Here is a 23,424-nt window from a genome sequence, read left to right as displayed (position 1 = left end):
AATTATGAAATTCAGATATATAAAATCAATACTATCGGCTGCCTCACTATTGCTGGCAGTTAGCGTGACTTCATGTATCGGTGACCTGGACGCCACTCCTATCGACCCGAACATCGTGATGACATTCGACCAGGCGAGCGTTTTTAACAAGATATACGGAACCCTCGGACTTACAGGGCAGAAAGGTCCCGACGGAAGTGGTGACTTGGACGACATCGACGAAGGTACTTCCTCTTTCTACCGTATGACTTGGTGTGCCAACCAATTGATGACAGATGAAGCGATTGTCAATTCATGGAACGATGCCGGTGTCGCTACTATTGCCGATTGCAGTTGGAGTTCTTCCAATGAAATTGTGACAGGGCTCTATTACCGTCTGACGTTCGACATCACTTTGTGCAACTACTTCCTGGAACAAACGGAAGGGCTGACAGATGATGAAACTACACGCCAGCGTGCAGAAGTACGCTTTATCCGTGCCTTGAACAATTACTACCTGATGGATATGTTCGGCAATCCTCCGTATTGCGATAAAGTATCGACAGAGAAGCCTCAGCAAATCCAACGTGCGGACCTCTTCGCGAAGATTGAAGAAGAGTTGAAAGAAATCGGCGACGACGCCACCGCCACATTGGCACAGCCGCTTCAAACGACTTATGGCCGTGTAGACCGTGCTGCCGCCTGGTTATTGCTGGCACGCATGTATCTCAACGCAGAAGTCTATACCGGCACGCCTCAATGGGGAAAAGCCAAAGAATATGCCCAAAAGGTGATTGGTTCCGGCTATAAGTTGGCTCCCGTCTACAAACACCTGTTCATGGCCGATAATGATGGCAGCAATGTCAACAAGGCAAGACAGGAAGTGATACTTCCGATTTTGCAGGATGGTGTGAGAACCAAGAGTTGGGGTGGTTCGCTGTTCTTGATTGCAGGTACGCACAAAAGTGACACAGGCATGAATCCTTGGGGAAGCAAGCAAGGATGGGGCGGCCCGCATTGTCGCCAGGCAATGGTAGCCAAATTCTTCCCGAACGTAAATGATGCTCCTTCCGTATTGGAAGACCAGATGGTAGTGGCAGCAAAAGATGACCGCGCTTTGATGTGCGGAGTACAGAGAAGCACGTCGACAGGAGACAACATGAGCTTTACGGACGGATTCGCATGCGCCAAATTCTCAAACATCCGTGCAGATAACGGACTGACAAGCGATACGGACAATCCCGATATGGATATTCCTCTTCTTCGTATGGCAGAAGCTTACCTGATTGTAGCAGAAGCCAGCATTCGTGCAAACAATGGTGTTTCTACTCAGGAGACAATAGAGGCTATGCGTGAAATCCGTAAGCGTGCGAACGCCGCCGAATCTGCTTCATATACATTGACGGACATCCGTGACGAATGGGCGCGTGAGTTCTGGTTTGAAGGTCGCCGCCGCATTGATTTGGTTCGCTTCGGCGATTTCGGTGGAAAATCCGACTATAACTGGGATTGGAAAGGCGGAGAAAAGCAAGGTACTGAGATAAAAGAGTTCCGCAACATTTATCCTATTCCTGCCAATGATATCAATGCGAATACAAATCTGGATCAAAACCCGGAATATTAAACCAGACCGAAGTTATACTTTTAAATAAACAGAGTAATATGAAAAAAATAAATATACTGACGTCCATACTAGTAGCGACAGCCCTGCTGACCGCCTGCGAGGATGACAGGGACTCGAATCCTAGCATACAGGAACCTACTACTTTTGTATTGAACACTCCTGCCAATGCAACGTCCAACGTCTATGACCTGAATCAATCCAAGAATATCGAGCTGACGTGTACGCAACCGGACTACGGCTATCCTGCCGTAGTGACTTACACCGTGCAAGCGGATTTAACAGACAAATGGACTGACGAAACGGAAACAGCAGATGCCTCTTATCTGACACTACCTTCCATATCTACATCAGCCAAAGTGGATGCCAACACCCAAGAGTTGAATAAAGCTATCGTAAAACTCGCCGGTTGGACATCGGAGAATGATTATGACGGTGAACCGATGAGTGTATTTGTACGTTTGTACGCCCATATCGGAGATAAAGGTTATCCTATACATTCCAATTCGATAGAATTGAAAGTTATACCTTATTATATGGATATATCTGATGCCGTTCCTGTCACTTATTATTTACTGGGCGATTTCATCGGCGAAGTTCCCTGGGGAAATCCGACAATGGAAGCAGGTACCGCTTATTTCCCGATGTCACTGGTAAAAGGATATGCGTATGACGCCAATACGGGTAAAGGAGAATTTACGTATACAGGATATATTCCGGCAGATAAAGGATTTAAGGTAGTGGCTACTCCCGGTGCATGGGACGACCAATGGGGCAATGCCGATAGCGAAGGCTTCACCAATCTGGTGAATGATAAGAATTCTCAAAATATTAAAGTGAATGCGGCAGGTTGGTACACGCTTCATTTGAATACGATTGAGAATAAACTGACTATGAAAGCAACTACTTTTGAAACTCAACCGGTAGAGTATGATGCCGTCACATTGACTTATGGTTCGGAATCTGTAGACATGACCAAGGTAACAATGGAGCACTCACATGTATGGTATGCCAACATAACAATCGCATCAAGTTGCAAAGCCAAGTTCACTTCCGGTGACAAGACTTGGGGCGGAGAGGTATTCCCGTTCGGCTCATTTGTTGATGACACTACCATCAGTTGCAAACCGGGTGATTATACCGTACTGTTCAACGAACTGGACGAGTGCTATTACTTCAAAGCAAAATAGATTAATCTTAAATGCAGATAGATATGAAAAAATTATCAATATATATAACCGTGTTACTGGCTGCCGCACTAACAGCCTGCAACGAAGATTTTAATGAAGGGGTAGCTTCCCCACAGTCTTACGGACAAGAAGAAGCTGCCGGCAAAATAACTTTTACGGCTACAGGTGTAGACCCGATTAACCTGGGAAATGTTGAGGAAGAATCCGTAGCGGTTGCCGTATTTACAGTTCCTGCCGTTGAAGAAGAAGCCACTTTATCCTATAAAATGAAGTTGGATAATAAAGTGACTTTAACTGTAGACGACAAAGGATACGTAGCAACGGAAGATTTGCAGAATGCAGTGGCGCAAATATATGGTATCCGTCCAGTAGAACGTACCATGAATGCAGTATTAACGGCATACGTGGCTGTCGGAAAGACAGTATATGCAGCACCGGCTGAAAGCTATGAACTGAAAGTTACTCCGGAAGCACCGGTGATTGAAAGTGCTTATTATATCAATGGCTCTCTGACTTGGGAACAAAATATAGCATTTGTTAATACAAGTGGCGATCCTTATGCCAATTCTATCTTTACAGCAACAGTTCCCGCTCTGATTACAGATAACACTGGTGCAAAAGATTCCTATTTCCTGATTAAATCCAACTCTGGCAAATCACTTGGTACAACTGATGCTGATAATGATGCTTCAGAAGGCAATCTCGTTTTATCAGAAACGGCAAATCCAATAAAAATATCCGGCGGCGATTATAAATCAGTTAAAATCTCCATCAACATGATGGAAGGCACTTACAAAGTTGAAAAGACAACGGACGCACCCTATTTATGGATGCCAGGAAATCATCAGGGATGGGCACCTTCACAAGCACCGACTTTATATAAGCCGGAAGGAAACAAGGCTTATTGGGGAATGTCGGAATTGAACGGTGGCTTTAAATTTACCGCACAGCCCTATTGGCCGGATGGTTCGAATGGCGGACTTGATTATGGATATGACTATTTTACCTCGAAAGAAGGTATGACAAATGATGGTGGAAACTTATCTTTACCACAGAGCATTTATTACATTGTAGTCAATTTGGACGACAAATACGTCTCTGCAACAGAAATGACATCTATGGATATTATAGGTACAGCCACAGGCGGATGGGAAAACGGTAAAGAATTAACTTATGATGCAACAGAAAAATGTTGGACTGTAAAGACGGAAATGACAGCAGGTGAATTTAAGCTCCGCGTTAATTCCAATTGGGATTCTGGCATTAGTTTCGGGGGAACATTAGATGCACCTAGTCCTTTTACAGGAGATAATATTGTAATGGATGTAACCGGCAACTATACTATAAAATTCTATCTGAACGGTAGACTAGTCCTCATTAAAGAATAATAAATGGAAAATACATTATGAAAAAAGATATAAGACATATGTTCTGGATGTTGCTCTGTCTATTCACGATAGTAGCATGTTCCGACGAAAATCACGAGATGTTAATCACCGGTCCGGAAATCCCCGAACTGGACCACGAACCGTCTATCGAAGAATTGGTAGAAGGAATTAATAATTACCCTACTAAATTCAAAGGCGACAAGCAAGGAAAAATCTGGTATAAAGCAGCAGCCGGTGACGACTTGTATGGATACGAAGGCGATGTATATGTTCACATCGGCATCAATGACTGGATGTATGTTCCTACGGAATGGGGTGTAAATGAAGATAAATACAAGGCAGAGAAAGTGGCGGATAATATTTGGTGCTTTACGCTTGCCCCGACAGTACGCGAATGGTTTGGTCCGGAAAATGCAGCAAACATTCAAAATGTCTGCATCCTCTTCCGCAATGATGAAGCGTTGACTGACGAAAAGAAAACCAGTGACTTCTTTATCACAGTCACCGGAGACAAGACTTTCACACCGGCTCCGGTAGAGATAGCTGCCTGCCCGGTTGAAGAAGCAGGTATTCATCCATCGGCTGACGGAACGTCTGTGACTTTCGCACTGTACGATTTGGATACGAATAACAATTATAAGGATTACGCCTGCCTGATTGGCGATTTCAATGATTGGGAACTTAGTACTGAATATCAGATGAAGCGTGATAATGACAAACACTTCTGGTGGTACACCGTTACGGGCATTGACCCCGCCAAAGAGTATGGCTTCCAATATTATATGGGTAGCGAAGAAGACGGCAACGTTCGTATTGGCGACCCCTATTGTGAAAAGGTGTTGGATGGCTCGAACGATAAATATCTTGTAGAACAAGGAGTTTATCCGGCTAGTGCCATACAGTATCCGAATGGAAAGACGACAGGCATTGTCTCTGTATTCCAAACGAAACCGGCATCCTACAACTGGCAAGTATCTGATTTCAAGATTGAGAATCCTGACAATATGGTTATTTATGAGTTACTGTTCCGTGACTTCACACAAACGGGTTCCGAACTTGCTACCGGTACAATCAAAGAGGCTACGAAGCATTTGGATTACATCAAAAGTTTGGGAGTGAATGCGATTGAGTTGATGCCAATACAAGAATTCGACGGGAATAATAGCTGGGGATACAATCCATGTTATTATTTTGCAATGGACAAAGCATATGGAACGAAGGAGGAATATAAGCAATTCATTGATGAATGTCATAAGCAAGGTATCGCAGTATTGTTGGATGTAGTCTACAACCATGCCACAGGCAGTCATCCATTTGCTAAACTTTATTGGAATTCGAAAGAAAGTAAGACTGCCAAGAACAATCCGTGGTTCAATGTCGACGCTCCGCACCCATTCAGCGTATTTCATGACTTCAACCACGAATCACCGCTCGTACGTGAATTTGTAAAACGTAACTTGAAGTTCTTGCTGGAAGAGTATAAGTTTGATGGTTTTCGTTTCGACTTAACCAAAGGATTTACTCAAAAGCCTAGTGATTCCAATTCATCCGGCAATTACGACCAGTCCCGTATTGATATTTTAGCAGCCTACCATGAAGCTGTAAACGCTACAAACCCGAATGCCGTAATGATTCTAGAACACTTCTGTGACATATCAGAAGAAAAAGTCCTAGCTGAAAAAGGAATGAAGCTGTGGCATAACATGAATAAGAGCTATCGTCAATCCGGAATGGGAGAATCCAGTGAATCCGACTTCTCGTACATGCGGAATAGCGGGATGCCTGCCGATGGATGGGTCAATTATATGGAAAGTCATGATGAAGAGAGAGTTGCATACGAGCAAGGCGCTTTTGGCAATCTTAAGGATGCACCTCTTGCTACCCGCATGAAACAACTGGAAACAAATGCAGCCTTCTTCCTGACCGTTCCCGGTCCGAAAATGATTTGGCAGTTCGGCGAACTCGGATATGATTATTCCATCAAGTATAAATACGATGGCACAATGGGTTCTGATAAGAATACGGATGCCAAGCCTGTGAAATGGGATTATTTCACTGAACAATATCGGAAAGGCTTATATGACACTTATAGTACTTTGCTGAAATTACGCAATGATAATCCTGAGCTATTCAGTAATGATGCTTTCAAAGCTTGGAACGTCAGTGTTTCCGATTGGGATAAAGGTCGCTATCTAAGATTGGAATCCACTACAAAGAAATTGGTTGTAGTAGGTAATTTCAAGAATGAGCAGATTAATACAAATGTGTACTTTGGCAACACGGGAGATTGGTATGAATTAAATGGCGAAACATTGAATGTAACTAACAGTGATGCACAGTCTGTTACTATACCTGCCAATAGCTTCAAACTATACACTAGTTTTCAAATAAATAATTAATTGTGCGATTGTTACCAGAACTACCATAGAAGATAACCTATGATAATGTAATAAATCCCTGCTTCACAGTGCTGAAGCAGGGATTTATCGCTTTAATTATTTCTTATCGGTAGAGACTTTTCACTTCAAGCATGAGCTCTTTTTCCGTTTAAGCGAGTTAGTTGTTTCATGCCTTGAAACAGTTTGTTTCACACCGAGAAACGAAGTGTTTCACACCGAGAAACCATTTGTTTCACACCGGGAAACTTTTTGTTTCAAACCGGGTTGGAACTTTTTGTTTCAAACGGGGGTGAAACTATCCGCCTCAGACTTGCGTCTCGCCTTCTATATATTCTTCAAGAAAAAGGTTCTCGCCGTCGAATACGGCATAAGAGAAGAAGTTAATCCAGTCTCCGAGTATCAGCACACGTGAAGTGGCACTTAACATCAAATCCAGTTCAATATGACGATGCCCGTAAATAAAGAAATTGATATTAGGATGGCTTTTCAAATACTCTTTGGTATACAGTACCAGATGTTCCTGATTCTCACCCATATAGTCCGGTTCCTTTCCGTCAGCCCGTTTCTGTCTGCTACGTTTCGCCCATGACAAACCCAGTTCTACACTCCAACGGGGATGAATGGCAGAAAATAGTGTCTGTAATGTTTTGCTGTGGAACATGGAACGAAGCAATTTGAACTTCTTGTCCGGGTCGCCCAATCCATCACCATGAGCAAGATAGAACTCTTTTCCATAAATTTCGGTAGTCAACGGCTCACGATGCATGATGACGCCACATTCTTTGGTGAGATAATCTCCACACCAGATATCATGATTGCCAATAAAGAAATGTACTTCCACTCCCATATCCGTCAGTTCGGAAAGTTTCCCCAAAAAGCGGGTATAACCTTTAGGAACCACCAACCGGAATTCATACCAGAAATCGAACATATCTCCCAGTAAATAAACAGCAGAAGCCTTATGCTTTATACTATCGAGAAAGTTCACCAGACGTCGCTCTTGCGTACGTCCATGCTCAATGGCACGGGAGCCAAGATGGGCATCGGAGAGGAAATAAACGTTCTTCATAAGTTTTGAGTTATTAGTTATAAGAGATTGGTTATGAGATTATCACTCATAACTAAAGAAAGCCTAGTTCGAGCTTTGCTTCTTCACTCATCATATCCTTATCCCATTCCGGTTCAAACACCAGGTTAATGGTAGCCGAGTTCACTCCTTCCACTGATTCCACTTTCTGACGAATATCTTCCATGATAAAATCAGCAGCCGGACAATTCGGTGCTGTCAGTGTCATGTCAAGCACCACTTCCCCATTATCGGAGACATCAATCTTATAAATCAGTCCAAGGTCATATACGTTTACCGGAATTTCCGGGTCGTACACCGTCTTTAGCATGGCTACAATCTTTTCTTCTATTTCAAACTTTTCCATACGTCCTTATTTATTATGTATCGCAAAGATAGAGATAAAATACGAAAGACAAAAAATTAGGCACGGAATGCGTATCCCGTGCCTAAAGAATATTACATTACTCTCTATCTCCGGTTAATTAGAAAACGTACCGGAACGGCAAATTGTTGCAAAAGGAGTATCAATTCCTCTTTTCGCCAAAGTCTGTCTGTTGGCGTTCCACCTCTTTCAGCTTCAGTTCATTCAGTTCACGACGCAGGCGTTCCAATTCCAATTCTGCGTCATTCTTTTTGTCTACCGAAGAGGACTCCACCTGTTTGATTAGACGCTCTTCCGCTGCATCAAATACCAATGGATACATGGGAGCAGAAGAAGTCAGTTCCAGTTCTCCGCTTACAGGCATTTGGGAGCCTTCGAACAATACACTGGCTCTGACCTTTATCTTGCCCGGTTTCGTGGTAGACTGAATCAGCACCGGAGCACTTCCCCATTTCACAGGAGCGGGATTCGCCATTACAGCGGCATCCCCAAGGATACGCCCTTCACCTTCCACAAAAAACTTGATATAATAGTTGTTCAGACGCTTCACATTACCGTTCTTATCGGTAACTTCGGCTATTACAGTTACAAAGTCGGAACCATCAGCGCGTAAGTTTACACCTTCGTTATCTACCCTCAAGCGAATTTGTTCGGCACGGCGAGCCGGCAGAACTTTGTGGGTAGCCACGACCTTACCATCCATAAGCCCTTCCGCCAGCATGTAAACATCTTCCCCATGTTGCTCGCGGGTTAACTTCTTGTCCGTCATAAAATCGAATACACCCGGGAAAGTGATAACCGGAGAAGGCATTCCTTTCCGTGCCTTATCTTTCTTATATGTATATACCTTTCCGCCTTTATTAACCGTCAAGCGCACCTCATCACAATTTGAATAGACTGTTACGTCCCTGTTAGAAAACGGTGTCATCTCATGAGCAATATATACCATCGGGCCGCTTTCTGCCAAACCGTCGGAAGCCTCAGCCGGACGTTGCGCCTTAAACATATAATAAGAATATTTCGGCTGGCGGAATACGTCCATCACTCCCCCATAGAAAGGGTCGGGATGATAACCGCGCTGGTGGTCGAACGAATGCCACAGGCAACCGCCCACGTGCCACGGAGATTCCTTATACAAGGCATCATAACAAGTATAATCGTAATAAGGAGAAGCATAATGCGCAGCTTGTATCAGCATGGGCTGTTCACCCCAGTTACGGGCTGTACGGCTGGGAGAGTTGTGAGCACTCCAGTCATCCACATTATCGCCCCATTCACGGGTAAAGTAAGTAATCTTAGGGTCACGTTTCGACACTTCCATCGGATGACTGAACTGAACCGGGAAATATTGCGCTCCTTTGGCTTGCGCATCACACCCCGAATAACAAGACGGATAAGGATATTCCTCATCAACGACTCCCTTCGCACGCCCGGCAAAGTCTTCCGGATACCATGTCTCGTTCAGAATGGGTTCCCACAGCCATACACAAGGATGGTTACGGTCACGGCGAACCAGATTACGAATATCATTATACACCCGTTTCGCAAAAATCGGTTCATCATTCCAGAACTGCCATCCGGGAGTATTCACTATAACAAACAGACCGAGTTCGTCGCAAGCATCCATAAATGCCGGGTCTTGCGGACAATGCGCGTTACGAATCACTTCCAGTCCCAAGTCTTTCAGCTTCTTCGCATCACGCCAGTGAATACTGTTGGCCACCGCATTTCCTACTACTGCAAAATCCTGATGTCGATTAGCACCTATCAATGGCTTTCCATACGGTTTTCCGTTCAGCCAGAAACCGTCTTTTCCTTTGAATTCGATGCTGCGGATGCCGATACGGCGGCGATAACCGTCTACGACATTCCCGTTCTTATCATAAATACGGATATACAGATTATACAGATAGGGTGACGAAGGAGTCCACAAATGAGGTTGTTCCACTTTCATCTTTCCATTACGGCTTATCGCAGCACCTTTACGAATACTTAGCTTCATATCCGATGATGCCACCTCCTTACCGTCACGGTCGACTAACGAATAAGTGATGTTTCCGGTAAAGCTCCGTGTATTATCATTACGTATATGCGCTTTCAACAGAATATCCGCCGATTGCTCCGAAACATTGTCAAAAGCGACAAATAATCCGCCACCGGCTGTTTCATTCTCATAATTCGGGTCGGTGATAAACACATGATTGTGCGCAATCAGCCAGCAGTCACGATAGATACCGCCAAAGTATGTGTAATCCAATACGTCCTGCGGTTTTCCCGGAGCATAAGTAGGGTCATCGCTATTGTCAGCCCATACGGCTATTACATTATCTTCCCCCCAGTTTAACGCATTTGTCACATCAACCGATACAGGAAGGTAGCCACCAAAATGCTCTGCCAGCAAATTACCATTCACGTAGATTTTGCTTTTGCCCATAATGGCTTCAAAATGCAAAAACAGTTTCTTCCCTTTCAAGACATCTGCCGGAGTGAAATGTTTCCGGTACCAAATCTCTCCCTGATAGTTGATGCAACCACTGGCTTCAGTGGGAAGATACTCAATGCCATTCGGCAAAGAGACTACCTGCCAGGCTTTGTCATTAAACTCTTTCGCTTCGGCACCGACGGCGCTTCCTTTATGAAAACGCCAGGCGGGATTCATCGAATATACGTCACGTCCCGTATCCGGCAATCGGAAAAAGCCGGCAGTCGAGAATTCCGGTTCGTAGGCGTATGCCATGAAAACCAGTAATAAAAACATTAAACTGACTGAGATTCGTTTCATACTATAATCACTTAATTTATTAAAGTCTTGGCCTATTGTATTTCAGAGCAATCCTTCATCCGCAAAGCTGTAAAAGCCTTCTTCACAGACTATCACATGGTCTATCAGATGAATATTCATTGTATCCGCCGCTTTGCGGATATGTTCTGTCAAGGTCTTGTCAGGTTGACTGGGATGAATATTGCCGGAAGGATGATTGTGTACCACGGCTATTTGTGTAGCTCTTTGCAGCAATGCTTCCCGAAGAATGGTACGTACATCGGTATAAGTACCGTCTATGCCGCCGGTACTTATACGTATCTTATCAATCAGTTTCGTCGCCTGATTCAATAATAAAACCCAGAATTCTTCCTGTTCCAGGTCGCACATAATCGGTTGAAAAATCTCGTAGATATCTTTTGAACAAGTAATCCGAAGCCTTTCCTGAATACTTTGCAACTTTCGTCGCTTGCCTAATTCAAGAGCCGCCATAACTGTTATACTCTTTGCAGGGCCCATCCCTTTAAAACTGGAATAGTCGCACACTTCCCACTTCGCCAGAGAATTCAGGTTATTATCACAAGACAGGAGCAGGCGTCTCATCAGTTCGACAGCACTCTCTTCCGTATTTCCGGAGCCGATTAATATAGCGAGTAGTTCGGCATCACTCAATGCGGCTGCTCCCTTCTCCATCATTTTTTCCCGCGGGCGGTCTTCCAGTGCCCACTGGTTGATGGATAGTTTGTGTTTACTTTCCATAATCTTTAATTTGGGAGTGTAAAGGTAGGACTTTTAAAATAAAATCACTTCCCTTTTAAGCAAAAAAAGAATGACAACAGGCAAATAAGAATTTGATTACTTATAAAAATTCTTTTGGAAAGCCTCGAACTCATCTTTTCCTCTTACACAACGCTGCCACCATGCACGCCAAAAGCCTGTTCCATAGCCGATAAGCTGGATAAATGCGGATGCAATGGAATAAATGCCGATAGGCAGGCTCTTATTCTGAATAGTAGAATCAATGCATACCAACAGTGCATAGAGCATTATCGGTGTAAAACTGAAAAGACAAAACGGAGTTCCTAACAGTAGAAGCGCTACTCCCAACGTAAATACGGCAGGCAACAAATGAACCAGTTTCAGAGAATCCGGGTATTTCTTATAAAGGTTGATACGGGCAATGCCGGAGTTGTGCACTTGTTTGAAGAACTTCTTCAGGTCAGTCCGACGTTTATGATACACCCAGGCATCCGGGAAAAGACGGCAAGTATAGCCATTCTTAAAGATACGGATACTAAAATCAATATCCTCGCCAAAACGCATCTTGGAAAAACCTCCCAAAGCTTCGTACACTTTGCGACGCACTCCCATATTAAAGCTACGGGGATAGAATTTATCCATTTTCTTTTTTCCGCCACGAATACCTCCGGTCGTGAAGAAAGAGGTCATGGAATAGTTAATCGCTTTCTGAATATCCGTAAAAGAATCATGCGCGCGGTCGGGACCGCCGAAAGCATCAGCGGGAGAAGTGAGAAGCTCCGCCTCTACGGCATCAAAATATCCTTCGGGTAGAATTACATCAGAATCTAATATAATAAGGTATTCCCCTTCACTGCGTTCGGCTCCGTAATTACGGGTCTGTCCCGGTCCCGAATTGGGCTTAGAGAAGTATTTGATGTCCAGCCGGTCTGTATATCGTTCTGTCACTTCTTTACAGGGAATGGAAGAACCATCTTCCACTACAACGACTTCAAAATCTTTAAAGTGCTGTACAGTGAGACTTTGTAATAACTCGTCCACTTCATCGGGACGATTGTAAACGGGGATTATGACGGAGTAACGCATGATAAAAACGGGATATAACTATTTGACCTGCAAAGTAAAGCAAAAAAACTGATACTTATAAAAGAATGATGAATTTCTATACATTAAAAAAGGCGGCACCATGAGGAGCCGCCCTATCCTATATAAAAGTCTATTTATTACTTCTTCAGAATATCCATTGTATCCGAAGCAATCAACAACTCTTCGTCTGTCGGAATCACTACTACCTTCACTTTAGAAGCAGGAGTAGAAATGATAGCTTCTTCACCGCGAACCTTCGCATTCACGTCGTTATCGAGTTCGATACCCATAAATTCCATATCCTTACAAACCTCACGACGGCATTCCATCTGGTTCTCACCAACACCACCTGTGAACAGAATGATATCTACACCACCTAATGCAGCAGCATAAGCACCGATGTATTTTTTGATACGGTAGTAGTACATTTTTTCTGCAAGGATTGCCTTCTCATTACCGGCAGCACAAGCAGCCAACAGTTCACGCATATCGCTTGACACACCGGATATACCCAATACACCGCTCTTCTTATTTAAAAGGTTGGAAACACCGGTTGTATTCAAACCTTCTTTTTCCATGATGAATGTCACCGCGCCGGCATCGATGTCACCACTACGAGTACCCATCATCAAACCTTCCAACGGGGTCAATCCCATAGTAGTATCCATACACTTACCATCTTTGATAGCAGCAATAGAACCACCATTACCGATGTGGCAAGTGATGATTTTCTTTCCTTCCGGATTTACACCCAGGAATTCACATACACGTTTTGAAACATAACGGTGAGAAGTTCCGTGGAAGCCGTAACGGCGTACACCATATTTCTCGTACAATTCGTAAGGAATAGCGTACATATATGCGTAATCCGGCATTGTCTGGTGGAAAGCCGTATCAAATACGCCCACCTGAGGAATGTCAGGAAGAATAGCAGAAACTGCATTCACACCTTTCAGGTTGGCAGGGTTGTGAAGCGGAGCCAGGTCATTGCAAGCAGCGAAAGCCTCCAGAACTTCCTTGCTCAGCAATACAGATTCGCTGAAACGTTCGCCGCCGTGCACCATACGGTGACCTACCGCATTGATTTCATCCAAAGACTTGATAGCTCCATATTCAGGGCTAATCAATGTATTCAGGATAAATTCCACACCTACTGTATGTTCAGGAATATCTTTTTCGAGGATTTTCTTTTCGCCGTTCGGCAAGGTCAGTTTCAGGAACGAGCCTTTCAGGCCGATTTTTTCGATACCACCTTGAGCAATCACCTCTTTAGTGGTCATATCGAACAATTTATATTTAATAGATGAACTTCCGCAGTTCAATACCAGAATTTTCATACCGTTGTCGATTTAATACTTTATACCTAATACTTGTAGTTACTTGTTTGCTTTTGCAGCAATGGCCTGATTGGCTGTGATAGCAATCATGCGATATACATCTTCGATAGAACAGCCGCGAGACAGGTCGTTTACCGGACAAGCGATACCTTGAAGAATCGGACCGATAGCGTCAGCATGTCCCAGGCGTTGAACTAATTTATAAGAGATGTTACCCACTTCCAGACTCGGAACAATCAGTACGTTTGCCTTTCCGGCTACAGGAGAACCCGGAGCTTTGCTTGTACCCACTTCAGGAACAAGAGCGGCATCCGCCTGTAGTTCGCCATCCAAATCAAGAGTCGGAGCCATTTCCTTGGCAATCTTAGTTGCTTCTACCACTTTGTCAACAACTTCGTGTTTGGCAGAGCCTTTCGTTGAGAAGCTCAACATAGCCACTTTCGGATTTTCGATTCCGGCAACAGCCTTTGCAGTCTGAGCTGTACAAACAGCAATCTGAGCCAATTGGTTAGCATCAGGAACCGGAGTCACAGCTACGTCACCCATTACCAGAATTCCATTCTTGCCGTATTCGGGAGCATGAGTCAACAACAGCATAGCACCTGACACGCAAGTGATACCCGGAGCTGTCTTGATAATCTGTAAAGCAGGACGCAATACATTGCCGGTAGTGTTACGGGCACCCGCCAACTGACCGTCAGCATCGCCGCTCTTCATCATTAAACAACCAAAGAACAAAGGATCGTTCGTCAATTTGCGGGCCTCTTCGATAGTCATTCCTTTCTTCTTGCGAAGTTCACACAGCAATTGTGCATACTCTTCATGTTTCGGAGAAGTCTCAGGGTCAATGATAGTAGCTTTACTGATATTTCCCAGTCCCCATTTTGTAGCAAGTTCATTGATTTCAGCCGGATTTCCTAATAAAATAAGGTCGGCTACTTCGTCTGTCAAAATCTGATTGGCAGCTTTCAATGTGCGTTCTTCAGTTCCTTCGGGAAGAACAATACGTTGGCGGTTTGCTTTCGCGCGTTCAACGATTTGGTTGATTAAATTGAGCATAGATATATTGAATATTATTATAAAACCTACTTACGATTTGTTATTTGCGGTGCAAAAGTACTCAATTTTGCAATATCCACATTACAAATTCGTTCGTTTTTTAGCCCCAAGTCTAAAATATTATAATATTTAACACTGTACTCCTATTTTTCATACCTTTGCATCGTTTTCAAACCAAATCAATAGGTAATTAGTATATGATACGTCAGTGTGCCATTTTATTCGGCTGTTTGGCTTTGGGTGAATTGATAGTTTATCTTACGGGTATCAAGCTCCCCTCCAGCATCATCGGTATGCTGCTGCTCACCCTCTTTCTGAAATTAGGTTGGATTAAACTGCATTGGGTGCAAGGATTGTCCGACTTTCTGGTAGCTAACTTAGGTTTCTTTTTTGTTCCGCCCGGAGTGGCGCTTATGTTATACTTCGATGTTATTGCGGTAGAATTCTGGCCGATAGTGATAGCGACGATTGTTAGTACCGCCCTTGTGCTGGTTGTCACGGGATGGGTTCACCAAATTGTCCGCAAGTTCAGATTGGCACACCAAATCAAGCTGGCACGCAAACTGCACCTCACAGATTTCCATCTGCCGGAAAGACTTCACCGTAAAGAAAAAAAACAACTTAACTGATAAAGACAAATGAGTTTCCTAGAAAATAATTTCTTTCTGTTAGCTATCACCTTCGGGGTTTTCTTCTTTGCCAAGTTGCTTCAGAAGAAAACAGGGTTAGTATTACTAAACCCGATATTACTGACTATCGCCGTTCTTATTATCTTCCTTAAAATGACCGGTATCTCTTATGAGACTTATAATAAAGGAGGACATCTTATCGAATTCTGGCTGCGCCCGGCTGTGGTTGCCTTGGGCGTACCTTTATATCTTCAGTTGGAAATGATTAAGAAGCAGTTATTGCCGATTCTCCTGTCGCAATTGGCAGGATGCATTGTCGGAGTTATTTCGGTAGTGCTGATTGCTAAATTCATGGGAGCCTCACAAGAAGTAATTCTGTCTCTCGCTCCCAAATCTGTGACTACCCCGATTGCAATGGAAGTGACGAAAGCCATCGGAGGAATTCCGTCACTGACGGCGGCAGTTGTGGTAGCTGTCGGATTATTGGGAGCTATCTGCGGTTTCAAAACGATGCAGATAATGCGTGTAGGCAGTCCCATTGCCCAAGGACTATCTATGGGGACAGCCGCTCATGCGGTCGGAACCTCGACTGCAATGGACGTCAGCAGCAAATACGGAGCATACGCCAGTCTGGGATTGACACTGAACGGAATATTCACCGCATTGCTAACACCCACCATCCTTCGATTATTAGGCATTCTGTAAAAACAAAATCGCCCGATTTTCCGTTATATAAAGAGTTAAACGCAAAACGCAACCTTATGATTCCATTTAAAGATATCACATTAGCAGATAAAGACACGATTACCTCATTTACAATGAAAAGTGAGCGACGTAACTGTGATCTGTCATTCTCCAATCTCTGTAGCTGGAGATTCCTGTATGATACCAAGTTTGCTGTTATCGACAACTTTTTAGTATTCAAATTCTGGGCAGGAGAGCAACTGGCATATATGATGCCTGTAGGCACCGGTGACCTGAAAGCTGTATTGAGAGAATTGATAGAGGATGCCAGGCAAGAAAACCAGCCATTCTGTATGCTGGGAGTATGCAGTAATATGCGTGCCGAGCTTGAAGCCATTCTTCCCGGACAGTTCACTTTCACAGAAGACCGTGATTATGCAGATTACATTTATCTGAGAAGTGACCTTTCCACGCTAAAAGGCAAAAAGTTCCAGGCGAAAAGAAATCATATCAACCGGTTTCGTAATACATACCCGGATTATGAATATACACCGATTACTCCCGACCGCATCCAGGAATGCCTGGATTTAGAAGCAGAATGGTGCAAAGTGAATAATTGTGACCAACAAGAAGGAACGGGTAATGAACGCCGTGCCTTGATTTATGCCCTTCACAACTTTGAAGCTCTCGGTCTGACCGGCGGCATTCTTCATGTGAATGGAAAAATCGTAGCTTTCACTTTCGGTATGCCTATCAACCACGAGACATTCGGTGTACATGTAGAAAAGGCAGATACTGCCATCGACGGTGCTTATGCCATGATTAATTATGAATTTGCGAACCGGATTCCCGAACAGTATATTTATATCAACCGGGAAGAAGACCTGGGTATCGAAGGCTTACGAAAGGCCAAACTATCCTATCAACCGGTGACAATTCTTGAAAAGTATATGGCTTGCCTCAAGACTCATCCGATGGATATGGTTAAATGGTAAATTCCCGGCGAACGAATATGATAATAAAGGAACAAGTAAAAGCACTATGGAAAATCTGCTTCGAAGATAGCGAAGAGTTTATTGAAATGTACTTCAGACTACGCTATAAGAACGAAGTGAACGTTGCCATCCAAAGTGGTGACGAGGTAATTTCTGCGCTTCAGATGCTTCCTTATCCGATGACTTTCTGTGGAAAAACGGTACAGACTTCCTATATTTCAGGAGCTTGCACACATCCGGATTTCCGTAGCAAGGGAGCAATGCGCGAACTTTTATCGCAGTCTTTTGCCCGGATGCTGCGGAATGGCGTACATTTCAGTACACTGATACCGGCAGAGCCTTGGCTGTTCGATTATTATAAACGTATGGGATATGCCTCTGTCTTTCAGTATTCGGTCAAGGAGATTACTCTACCAGAGTTTATCCTTTCCAAAGATATTACTGTCGATATCGTTTCCGAACCTCAAGATGAGGTCTATTCCTATTTAAACAGGAAGCTGTCCGAACGTTCTTGTTGCATTCAGCATACCGCAGAGGATTTTCAGGTTATTATGGCAGACCTCCCTATCAGTGGTGGAAATTTATTCGTTGCCCGGCAAGCTAATGAAATAAGGGGGATAGCCATTATATATAAAGGAGACAAACGTATTATTACCAATGAACTCCTAGCAGAAAACAAGGATACAGAGTACAGTTTATTATATGCCATTAAACAATATACCGGATACAACCGTATAACCCAATTGCTGCCACCTGATGAAGAATTACCTCAACATTCACTAGGAATGGCACGTATTATCAATGCTAAAGAAGTATTGCAAATTTACGCATCAGCCTTCCCAGAAGATGAAATGCAATTGGAAGTATCAGACAAGCAGTTATCGGTGAATAATGGTTATTACTATCTGTCTGACGGAAAATGCAGATATAGCGCCGAGCGGCTGTCCGACGCACATATGCAAATGAACATAAGTGAATTAACAGAGAGGATACTCAAAAAGTTAAATCCATCTATGAGCTTAATGCTGAATTAGGGCACAGATTATTTATTCAGATAACGTACCCGTTCGCAAGCTGCCAATAAGAAAGCTCCAACTCCAAAATTTGAAGTAGAGTTTGCGTCCACTACCTGACCGGGTATCGCTTTCTCACCAATCGGCTGCACATAGCCAATCTTTCCATCAGGCTGTAAAGCAACGGTTGACAGATATTTCCATGCTTTTTCAACTATGGGTTGGTACTGTTCGGAGTTAAGCAAACCATTGTTTATGCCCCACTGCAAACCATAGGCAAAGAAAGCAGTTCCACTGGTTTCCGGCCCCGGCGCATGTTCCGGGTCAAGCATACTGCGTGTCCAGTAGCCTTCCGGTTGCTGACAGGCAGCAACAGATTGAGCCAAGGTACAGAAACGGTCTGCATATTCCTTACGGTACTTATCTGTTTCAGGAAGTTCCTTCAGTACTTTTGCCAACCCTGCCAATACCCAGCCGTCTCCACGTGCCCAAAAATCTTTTTTACCGTTCACGCTTTTGTGCTTGGGATATACATATTTACCGTCCCGATAGTAAAGTCCGGCTTCTTCATCATACATGATACTGTCGGCATAAGTAAGATATTCGTGCAGTTTCTCCAGGTAAAGCGGATTCTTCGTGATGTTGTACATCTTTGTCATTACAGGCATTACCATATACAAGCCGTCTGCCCACCACCAATAATCATGGTTAGGAGTACTCATCTGATATTCCATCACTTCACGGGCACGGGCTATCTTCCGTGTATCCGGTTCTAAATTATATAAATCGGCATACGTCTGGAAACAAATCTGATAATCCCCGAAAAGTACATAGTCGTCACTTTCCCCATAACTATACTTCCAACTGGTCTTGTCGTCCGATTTGGCTCCTTTCCATTGGTTGTGTTCCGACCAACCTTTCGAATATTCCAAATATTCAGGTTTCCCGGTCAGGAAATAGGCTTCCATATTCCCGGTATGATAAGCGGCGTTGTCCCAAAAAGAACGTCCGTGTTCAGGGTGATTTGTCTGCCAATACCCATTCACCTTATGAATTATCTCTATCACTTCTTCCGAAGAATCGGTTTTCTTGTCTGCACAGCTTGCGCAAACCATACCGCCCAGGAGAAAAGCCCCAAAAAGAGTTACGTATAAATTCTTCATATCTTTATTTATTTGTATTCATATCCATTTCCAGCACATACACCATTTGAGGTTCAATCTCTGCGATACGTTCGCCGTCCCCCTGGCGGGTGTGCTGCACAAATAGATGCAGTTTTCGTTGTTTCTTCCAAAGTTCAGTGTCGTGTGACGGTTCCCAGGCATCTACCGAAAAGTCGGTTAAATCCGTTATCGTCCATTTGCCGATGCCGACATCGGTGGCGTGAGCCATTGAGACACGGCTTCCCCGTTCCTCGTCGCGGAAGATATAAAATACTTCTCCCCCCTCTACAACGATACGCGGGCGAGCAATAGGAATCATCTTCGTGCCACCGCCTTTCAAGCTAAAAGGTGTTTTACGGTCGGTTACCTGACGGTGATACCATACTTTTCCATCATTCCATACAATGCGATATTGCGGTACGTCACTGTCGGGAGCTCTCCAATACGTAGCTATATAAGGATTTCCACCCGCATCGGCACTCATACTTGTCTGATTTATCAATTCGCAGTTCTGCGGCAGACGGCAAGCGTATTCCGCGTTCGAAAGTTTAATCGGAAGTTCATATTGTTCTCCACTGGATTTGTACCAGGTCACTCCATTATCAAACGAACGGGCATAACAAATATCGTGGTTTGTCTCTACATGCCAGGTTTCACGCCACACCCATGAAAGATGGATAGTTCCCTGTTCGTCAACGTATAGTTGCCAATAGGCGTTTCGTTCATTTTCTCCGTCAATCAATACATCCTGTACACGAGTCCACTTCTGTTCTTTCAATGAATAACGGTTCATTACCAGATTACCACGACCGGAAGAACCGGAACGGTAGGCAAACAATAAATCTCCGCCCGATAAAGGATAAAATTCGGGATAAGTAACATTTCCTTCATCTACTCCGGTCATTGGCATTTTATCTCCCAACTCCAAAGAACCGGGAGCAATGCCCCGGCAGTAATTCAATTTATGACCGTGATGGTCAAAAGATACGTGCACATATCCTTCTCCGTCCACCATCATACTGATGATATTATGACCGTCTTTCACATTTCCCTGATATTGGGTATGATGCAGTGTCCATTGTCTGGAGTTCAGTCTACGTTTTCCCAGTGTCAGATAACCGTCAGCATCATAATAGCTGATGTACTGCTCATCTCCATGGGTAACCAGGGAATTATTACGGAACACCGCAGTGTTGACTGAAGTACAGCTATACCCCTTCCCCACTTCCACCAAATGTTGGGAGTAACATAACACAGAAGCCAGCATAATCCCGCAAAGTAGTAGCAATATCCGTTTCATAATCTTGGTTAGTTCATTATTAATGAAAAGCATGGTCTTTCGGGAAGTCATTCCCTTCCCAGGCTTTTTTACTTGTCCAGTCTTCAGCAGGAGATGTCCAGAAGGGATGGTCAGCCGGAAGTCCGAGCGGCAGGAAAGCAAGTGATGCCATATATAAGCTACCATTATTTGTGTACCAGTCGGATATATTCGGTTGCTTGCCATTGAAACCTAAAGTAAGGAATCCTTTTTCATTGAAATTGCGGTCATCGCCAAACATTCGCTTAATAACTGCTGTCATGGCTGCACGCACTTGTCCGTTCGGCAATTCCTTGGGTAACCATTCTCTCCATGCCAGCAATGCTAAAGGCTGCAAAGTTCCTGTACGATAGGTAATAGAACGACCGAAAACAGGGAGCGTCCCTTCGGGAGAGATGAACCGTTCCAAAATCATTCCGAAACGTTGCATCCGTTTTACCGCACGGTTGTAATCACAGTCCGGCATATTCCAGACTTTATTTTTTCCACCGTTGGTCATTATTTCCAATGGTTCTATATACATGGGATGCAATACAAAACTATTGTAATAGTCGAAAGCAAAGTCCTTTCCATCCGAATACCAGCCGTCACCAACGTACCATTCTTCCACTTTGCGCAGCGCCGAAGCTATGCGGTAAGTATCACTTGGCGCACCCGCTTTCCGCAGAAAGGCTTCTACGGTAGCAGAGAACAACAACCAATTCGTATAAGGCGGGTCTACCCGGCGAAGCTGAGTAAACTCGGTGATATAACGCTGTTTTGTCACGCTGTCCAACGGAATCCATAAAGCATCATATCCTCTTATAAAACTTTCCGTGATATAAGCGGCATCCACCAAGGTTTGACCTTCCTTTCTCCACAACAAATAATCGGGACTTTCCGGGTCGACTGCCTGCGCATAACTCTTGAGCGCCCATTCACGCAGTTGTTTGCGTTGACTACCTTCAACCGTGTCATCATCCGGCAATGAAATCCAGGGAGCCAGTCCTGCCATCAAACGTCCGAAACATTCCATATAAGTAACCTTTTTATTTCTTCCGTCCCATGTCGGGCTTAACTCTACCAACATATTTTCCTGTAGCTTGCCTTCACTCATATTACTAAGCACCGGTGCAGCCATCCGGTACATCACTCCCGCCCATAACTCACGGTCGGTCGGTTCTTTCACTTGTTTCTTCTTTTTTGCCGACAGGTCTTGTGACGGAATCATCAAGATTGCCATAAGCAATAGTAGTACGCAATGTCTATTCAAGTTCATGATATTATTATAGGTTTTTCGTTTACAAAGATACTTTATACTCACAAGAATAACGTCTAAATTTGTGTCAAAAAGGGATACCAAAAGACCAAATCTCATACAGTTACAGTTATATATACGAAATTAATAAGGTTTCCACCTATCAATCCATTCTATAAAAGGTATTCCTTTTTCATTAAATTGAATAGGCAGCCAGATATAACGTGAATCCGACAAACTCTCCGGACGCCAGCCATCTGCCATAAAAACAAACCGGTCTTTCTTCCCTTGCAAAGGGAGAATATATGTGCCTTGTCCCCCGAACGTCTTATCCGCTTTCTCTCCGACGCATGGATTCGGAAGTTGTTTCCATTCTCCAAGAATCGAAGTAGCAGTTAACAGCCGGGCTTTATTAGGCTCCCATCCCGTACAACCAGAAGTTATCATCCAGTATGTTCCGTCTTTCTTGAAAATAGCAGGGGCTTCATTATGTCCGCCGGGGAAGATACGTATATACCTGCCCGTATGCCCGAGATAATCATCAGACAATTCAGCAATCTGCAATGTCAGGTTATCTTCCGAAGAATAAATATGATAGCCTTTCCCATCATCATCTACAAACAAGGTCATATCCCGGGACATCTGCCCGCCTTCCATATCTCTTTTCACAAACAATCCTTTTTCAATGGCACTATACCATTCCGGGGTCCACCATTCCTTATATTCAGAAAAGTCCCATTCGATTTCCTGCTCCTCAGTGCCCATATTCAACGGATAGATACCCGGATTGACACGACCGGAACGGATAAACTGGTAAGGCCCGGCAGGAGAATCACTAATTGCCACCGCAGCCCGCGCAGGTTCATATCCCATCCCTTTCAGTTCCAGATGGAACCACATCACAAACTTTCCGGTTTTCTCATTATATATCACTTTCGGGCGTTCCATGATACATCCTTTTTCAATATCATGTCCCTCTTCACCGGAGACCCCCAAAGCAATTCCTTCATATTTCCAGTCGCATAAGTCGGTTGAAGAATAACAGTTTATTCCCTTCTCTGTGACAAAACCGGATGCAGGGCGGTTTTCACCGAACCAGTAATATTTCTCTTCATGGAATAGTAGACCGCCACCATGTGCATTAATAGTATCTCCATTCATATCTCTCCACACTTCGCCGGAAATGATACCTTTATCTCCATCCGTAACCAAGCCACAACCCTGAACGGAAATGCCGAACAATACACCTAGAGCAAGAAGTATGTACACGAGTCTTTTTTTATAGTCTTGTTTCAACATAATCATATGCTTTTCATCATTGCAAAATAACAGGTATCCCGTATTATTCAAAGATT

At 43.9% G+C, this 23,424-nt stretch carries 19 protein-coding genes; 8 read left to right on the top strand and 11 right to left on the bottom strand.

Annotated features, from left to right (window positions below; genetic code table 11):
• Nucleotides 1-4: 4 nt before the first annotated feature.
• From ACGHVY_RS17960 to ACGHVY_RS17945, 4 genes are read left to right on the top strand one after another with little or no spacing between them, the layout of a single operon-like run.
• Nucleotides 5-1,603, top strand: a complete 1,599-nt coding sequence (locus ACGHVY_RS17960; protein WP_390600429.1) for a RagB/SusD family nutrient uptake outer membrane protein — start codon at nt 5-7, stop codon at nt 1,601-1,603.
• Nucleotides 1,604-1,641: 38 nt separating this feature from the next.
• Complete coding sequence (locus ACGHVY_RS17955; RefSeq protein WP_390600426.1) at nt 1,642-2,790, top strand: SusE domain-containing protein; 1,149 nt, start codon at nt 1,642-1,644, stop codon at nt 2,788-2,790.
• A 23-nt stretch (nt 2,791-2,813) separates the two neighbouring features.
• Nucleotides 2,814-4,178, top strand: coding sequence for a DUF5115 domain-containing protein (locus tag ACGHVY_RS17950; protein WP_390600423.1), 1,365 nt, complete (start codon nt 2,814-2,816; stop codon nt 4,176-4,178).
• A gap of 17 nt (nt 4,179-4,195) precedes the next feature.
• Nucleotides 4,196-6,577, top strand: coding sequence for an alpha-amylase family glycosyl hydrolase (locus ACGHVY_RS17945; protein WP_390600420.1), 2,382 nt, complete (start codon nt 4,196-4,198; stop codon nt 6,575-6,577).
• Between the two features lie 304 nt (nt 6,578-6,881).
• On the opposite strand, the gene ACGHVY_RS17940 is transcribed toward ACGHVY_RS17945, so the two are convergent.
• The 7 genes from ACGHVY_RS17940 to pta all read right to left on the bottom strand — a co-directional run bounded on the left by ACGHVY_RS17940 (nt 6,882) and on the right by pta (nt 15,030).
• Nucleotides 6,882-7,646, bottom strand: a complete 765-nt coding sequence (locus tag ACGHVY_RS17940; protein WP_308746289.1) for a UDP-2,3-diacylglucosamine diphosphatase — start codon at nt 7,644-7,646, stop codon at nt 6,882-6,884.
• A gap of 52 nt (nt 7,647-7,698) precedes the next feature.
• Nucleotides 7,699-8,010, bottom strand: a complete 312-nt coding sequence (locus ACGHVY_RS17935) for a metal-sulfur cluster assembly factor (protein ID WP_022139307.1) — start codon at nt 8,008-8,010, stop codon at nt 7,699-7,701.
• A 160-nt stretch (nt 8,011-8,170) separates the two neighbouring features.
• Entirely contained in the window at nt 8,171-10,810 is a 2,640-nt protein-coding gene (locus ACGHVY_RS17930; protein WP_390600417.1) for a glycoside hydrolase family 2 TIM barrel-domain containing protein, read from the bottom strand.
• Between the two features lie 42 nt (nt 10,811-10,852).
• Nucleotides 10,853-11,548, bottom strand: coding sequence for a DNA repair protein RadC (gene radC, locus ACGHVY_RS17925; protein WP_390600415.1), 696 nt, complete (start codon nt 11,546-11,548; stop codon nt 10,853-10,855).
• A gap of 96 nt (nt 11,549-11,644) precedes the next feature.
• On the bottom strand, nt 11,645-12,634 hold the full coding sequence (locus ACGHVY_RS17920) for a glycosyltransferase (protein ID WP_390600412.1): 990 nt from the start codon (nt 12,632-12,634) through the stop codon (nt 11,645-11,647).
• Nucleotides 12,635-12,771: 137 nt separating this feature from the next.
• Entirely contained in the window at nt 12,772-13,971 is a 1,200-nt protein-coding gene (locus tag ACGHVY_RS17915; RefSeq protein WP_308746285.1) for an acetate kinase, read from the bottom strand.
• Between the two features lie 39 nt (nt 13,972-14,010).
• A complete protein-coding gene (pta, locus tag ACGHVY_RS17910; protein ID WP_390600410.1) occupies nt 14,011-15,030 on the bottom strand; it encodes a phosphate acetyltransferase in 1,020 nt (339 codons plus the stop codon).
• Nucleotides 15,031-15,227: 197 nt separating this feature from the next.
• On the opposite strand from pta, the gene ACGHVY_RS17905 reads away from it, so the two are divergent.
• The 4 genes from ACGHVY_RS17905 to ACGHVY_RS17890 are packed head-to-tail and all read left to right on the top strand — an operon-like array spanning nt 15,228 to nt 18,372.
• On the top strand, nt 15,228-15,659 hold the full coding sequence (locus tag ACGHVY_RS17905) for a CidA/LrgA family protein (RefSeq protein ID WP_390600407.1): 432 nt from the start codon (nt 15,228-15,230) through the stop codon (nt 15,657-15,659).
• 9 nt (nt 15,660-15,668) lie between these two features.
• Nucleotides 15,669-16,364, top strand: coding sequence for an LrgB family protein (locus tag ACGHVY_RS17900; protein WP_167961770.1), 696 nt, complete (start codon nt 15,669-15,671; stop codon nt 16,362-16,364).
• A gap of 56 nt (nt 16,365-16,420) precedes the next feature.
• On the top strand, nt 16,421-17,338 hold the full coding sequence (locus tag ACGHVY_RS17895; RefSeq protein WP_390600404.1) for a DUF2156 domain-containing protein: 918 nt from the start codon (nt 16,421-16,423) through the stop codon (nt 17,336-17,338).
• A 17-nt stretch (nt 17,339-17,355) separates the two neighbouring features.
• Complete coding sequence (locus ACGHVY_RS17890) at nt 17,356-18,372, top strand: GNAT family N-acetyltransferase (protein ID WP_390600402.1); 1,017 nt, start codon at nt 17,356-17,358, stop codon at nt 18,370-18,372.
• 8 nt (nt 18,373-18,380) lie between these two features.
• On the opposite strand, the gene ACGHVY_RS17885 is transcribed toward ACGHVY_RS17890, so the two are convergent.
• From ACGHVY_RS17885 to ACGHVY_RS17870, 4 genes are all read right to left on the bottom strand, one after another.
• Nucleotides 18,381-19,514, bottom strand: a complete 1,134-nt coding sequence (locus ACGHVY_RS17885) for a glycoside hydrolase family 88 protein (protein ID WP_308746280.1) — start codon at nt 19,512-19,514, stop codon at nt 18,381-18,383.
• A gap of 4 nt (nt 19,515-19,518) precedes the next feature.
• Nucleotides 19,519-20,814, bottom strand: a complete 1,296-nt coding sequence (locus tag ACGHVY_RS17880; RefSeq protein ID WP_390600400.1) for a BNR repeat-containing protein — start codon at nt 20,812-20,814, stop codon at nt 19,519-19,521.
• A gap of 19 nt (nt 20,815-20,833) precedes the next feature.
• On the bottom strand, nt 20,834-22,090 hold the full coding sequence (locus ACGHVY_RS17875; protein WP_390600399.1) for a DUF2264 domain-containing protein: 1,257 nt from the start codon (nt 22,088-22,090) through the stop codon (nt 20,834-20,836).
• A 123-nt stretch (nt 22,091-22,213) separates the two neighbouring features.
• Nucleotides 22,214-23,368, bottom strand: a complete 1,155-nt coding sequence (locus ACGHVY_RS17870) for a glycoside hydrolase family 43 protein (RefSeq protein WP_390600397.1) — start codon at nt 23,366-23,368, stop codon at nt 22,214-22,216.
• Nucleotides 23,369-23,424: the final 56 nt, after the last annotated feature.

The organism is Bacteroides sp. f07, assembly GCF_042854785.1.
Lineage (GTDB): Bacteria > Bacteroidota > Bacteroidia > Bacteroidales > Bacteroidaceae > Bacteroides.
The sequence above is the reverse complement of the archived record's forward strand: the minus strand, read 5'-3'. Positions and strand labels throughout refer to the sequence as shown.

What these genes read in the sequence shown, in the direction of transcription:
- ACGHVY_RS17895 (WP_390600404.1), top strand. Translation starts at nt 16,421, where the DNA reads ATGATTCCATTTAAAGATATCACATTAGCAGATAAAGACACGATTACC.
- radC (WP_390600415.1), bottom strand. Translation starts at nt 11,548, where the DNA reads ATGGAAAGTAAACACAAACTATCCATCAACCAGTGGGCACTGGAAGAC.
- ACGHVY_RS17900 (WP_167961770.1), top strand. Translation starts at nt 15,669, where the DNA reads ATGAGTTTCCTAGAAAATAATTTCTTTCTGTTAGCTATCACCTTCGGG.
- ACGHVY_RS17880 (WP_390600400.1), bottom strand. Translation starts at nt 20,814, where the DNA reads ATGAAACGGATATTGCTACTACTTTGCGGGATTATGCTGGCTTCTGTG.
- ACGHVY_RS17915 (WP_308746285.1), bottom strand. Translation starts at nt 13,971, where the DNA reads ATGAAAATTCTGGTATTGAACTGCGGAAGTTCATCTATTAAATATAAA.
- ACGHVY_RS17930 (WP_390600417.1), bottom strand. Translation starts at nt 10,810, where the DNA reads ATGAAACGAATCTCAGTCAGTTTAATGTTTTTATTACTGGTTTTCATG.
- ACGHVY_RS17950 (WP_390600423.1), top strand. Translation starts at nt 2,814, where the DNA reads ATGAAAAAATTATCAATATATATAACCGTGTTACTGGCTGCCGCACTA.
- ACGHVY_RS17940 (WP_308746289.1), bottom strand. Translation starts at nt 7,646, where the DNA reads ATGAAGAACGTTTATTTCCTCTCCGATGCCCATCTTGGCTCCCGTGCC.
- ACGHVY_RS17945 (WP_390600420.1), top strand. Translation starts at nt 4,196, where the DNA reads ATGAAAAAAGATATAAGACATATGTTCTGGATGTTGCTCTGTCTATTC.
- ACGHVY_RS17905 (WP_390600407.1), top strand. Translation starts at nt 15,228, where the DNA reads ATGATACGTCAGTGTGCCATTTTATTCGGCTGTTTGGCTTTGGGTGAA.
- ACGHVY_RS17960 (WP_390600429.1), top strand. Translation starts at nt 5, where the DNA reads ATGAAATTCAGATATATAAAATCAATACTATCGGCTGCCTCACTATTG.
- pta (WP_390600410.1), bottom strand. Translation starts at nt 15,030, where the DNA reads ATGCTCAATTTAATCAACCAAATCGTTGAACGCGCGAAAGCAAACCGC.
- ACGHVY_RS17935 (WP_022139307.1), bottom strand. Translation starts at nt 8,010, where the DNA reads ATGGAAAAGTTTGAAATAGAAGAAAAGATTGTAGCCATGCTAAAGACG.
- ACGHVY_RS17870 (WP_390600397.1), bottom strand. Translation starts at nt 23,368, where the DNA reads ATGTTGAAACAAGACTATAAAAAAAGACTCGTGTACATACTTCTTGCT.
- ACGHVY_RS17875 (WP_390600399.1), bottom strand. Translation starts at nt 22,090, where the DNA reads ATGAACTTGAATAGACATTGCGTACTACTATTGCTTATGGCAATCTTG.
- ACGHVY_RS17885 (WP_308746280.1), bottom strand. Translation starts at nt 19,514, where the DNA reads ATGAAGAATTTATACGTAACTCTTTTTGGGGCTTTTCTCCTGGGCGGT.
- ACGHVY_RS17920 (WP_390600412.1), bottom strand. Translation starts at nt 12,634, where the DNA reads ATGCGTTACTCCGTCATAATCCCCGTTTACAATCGTCCCGATGAAGTG.
- ACGHVY_RS17955 (WP_390600426.1), top strand. Translation starts at nt 1,642, where the DNA reads ATGAAAAAAATAAATATACTGACGTCCATACTAGTAGCGACAGCCCTG.
- ACGHVY_RS17890 (WP_390600402.1), top strand. Translation starts at nt 17,356, where the DNA reads ATGATAATAAAGGAACAAGTAAAAGCACTATGGAAAATCTGCTTCGAA.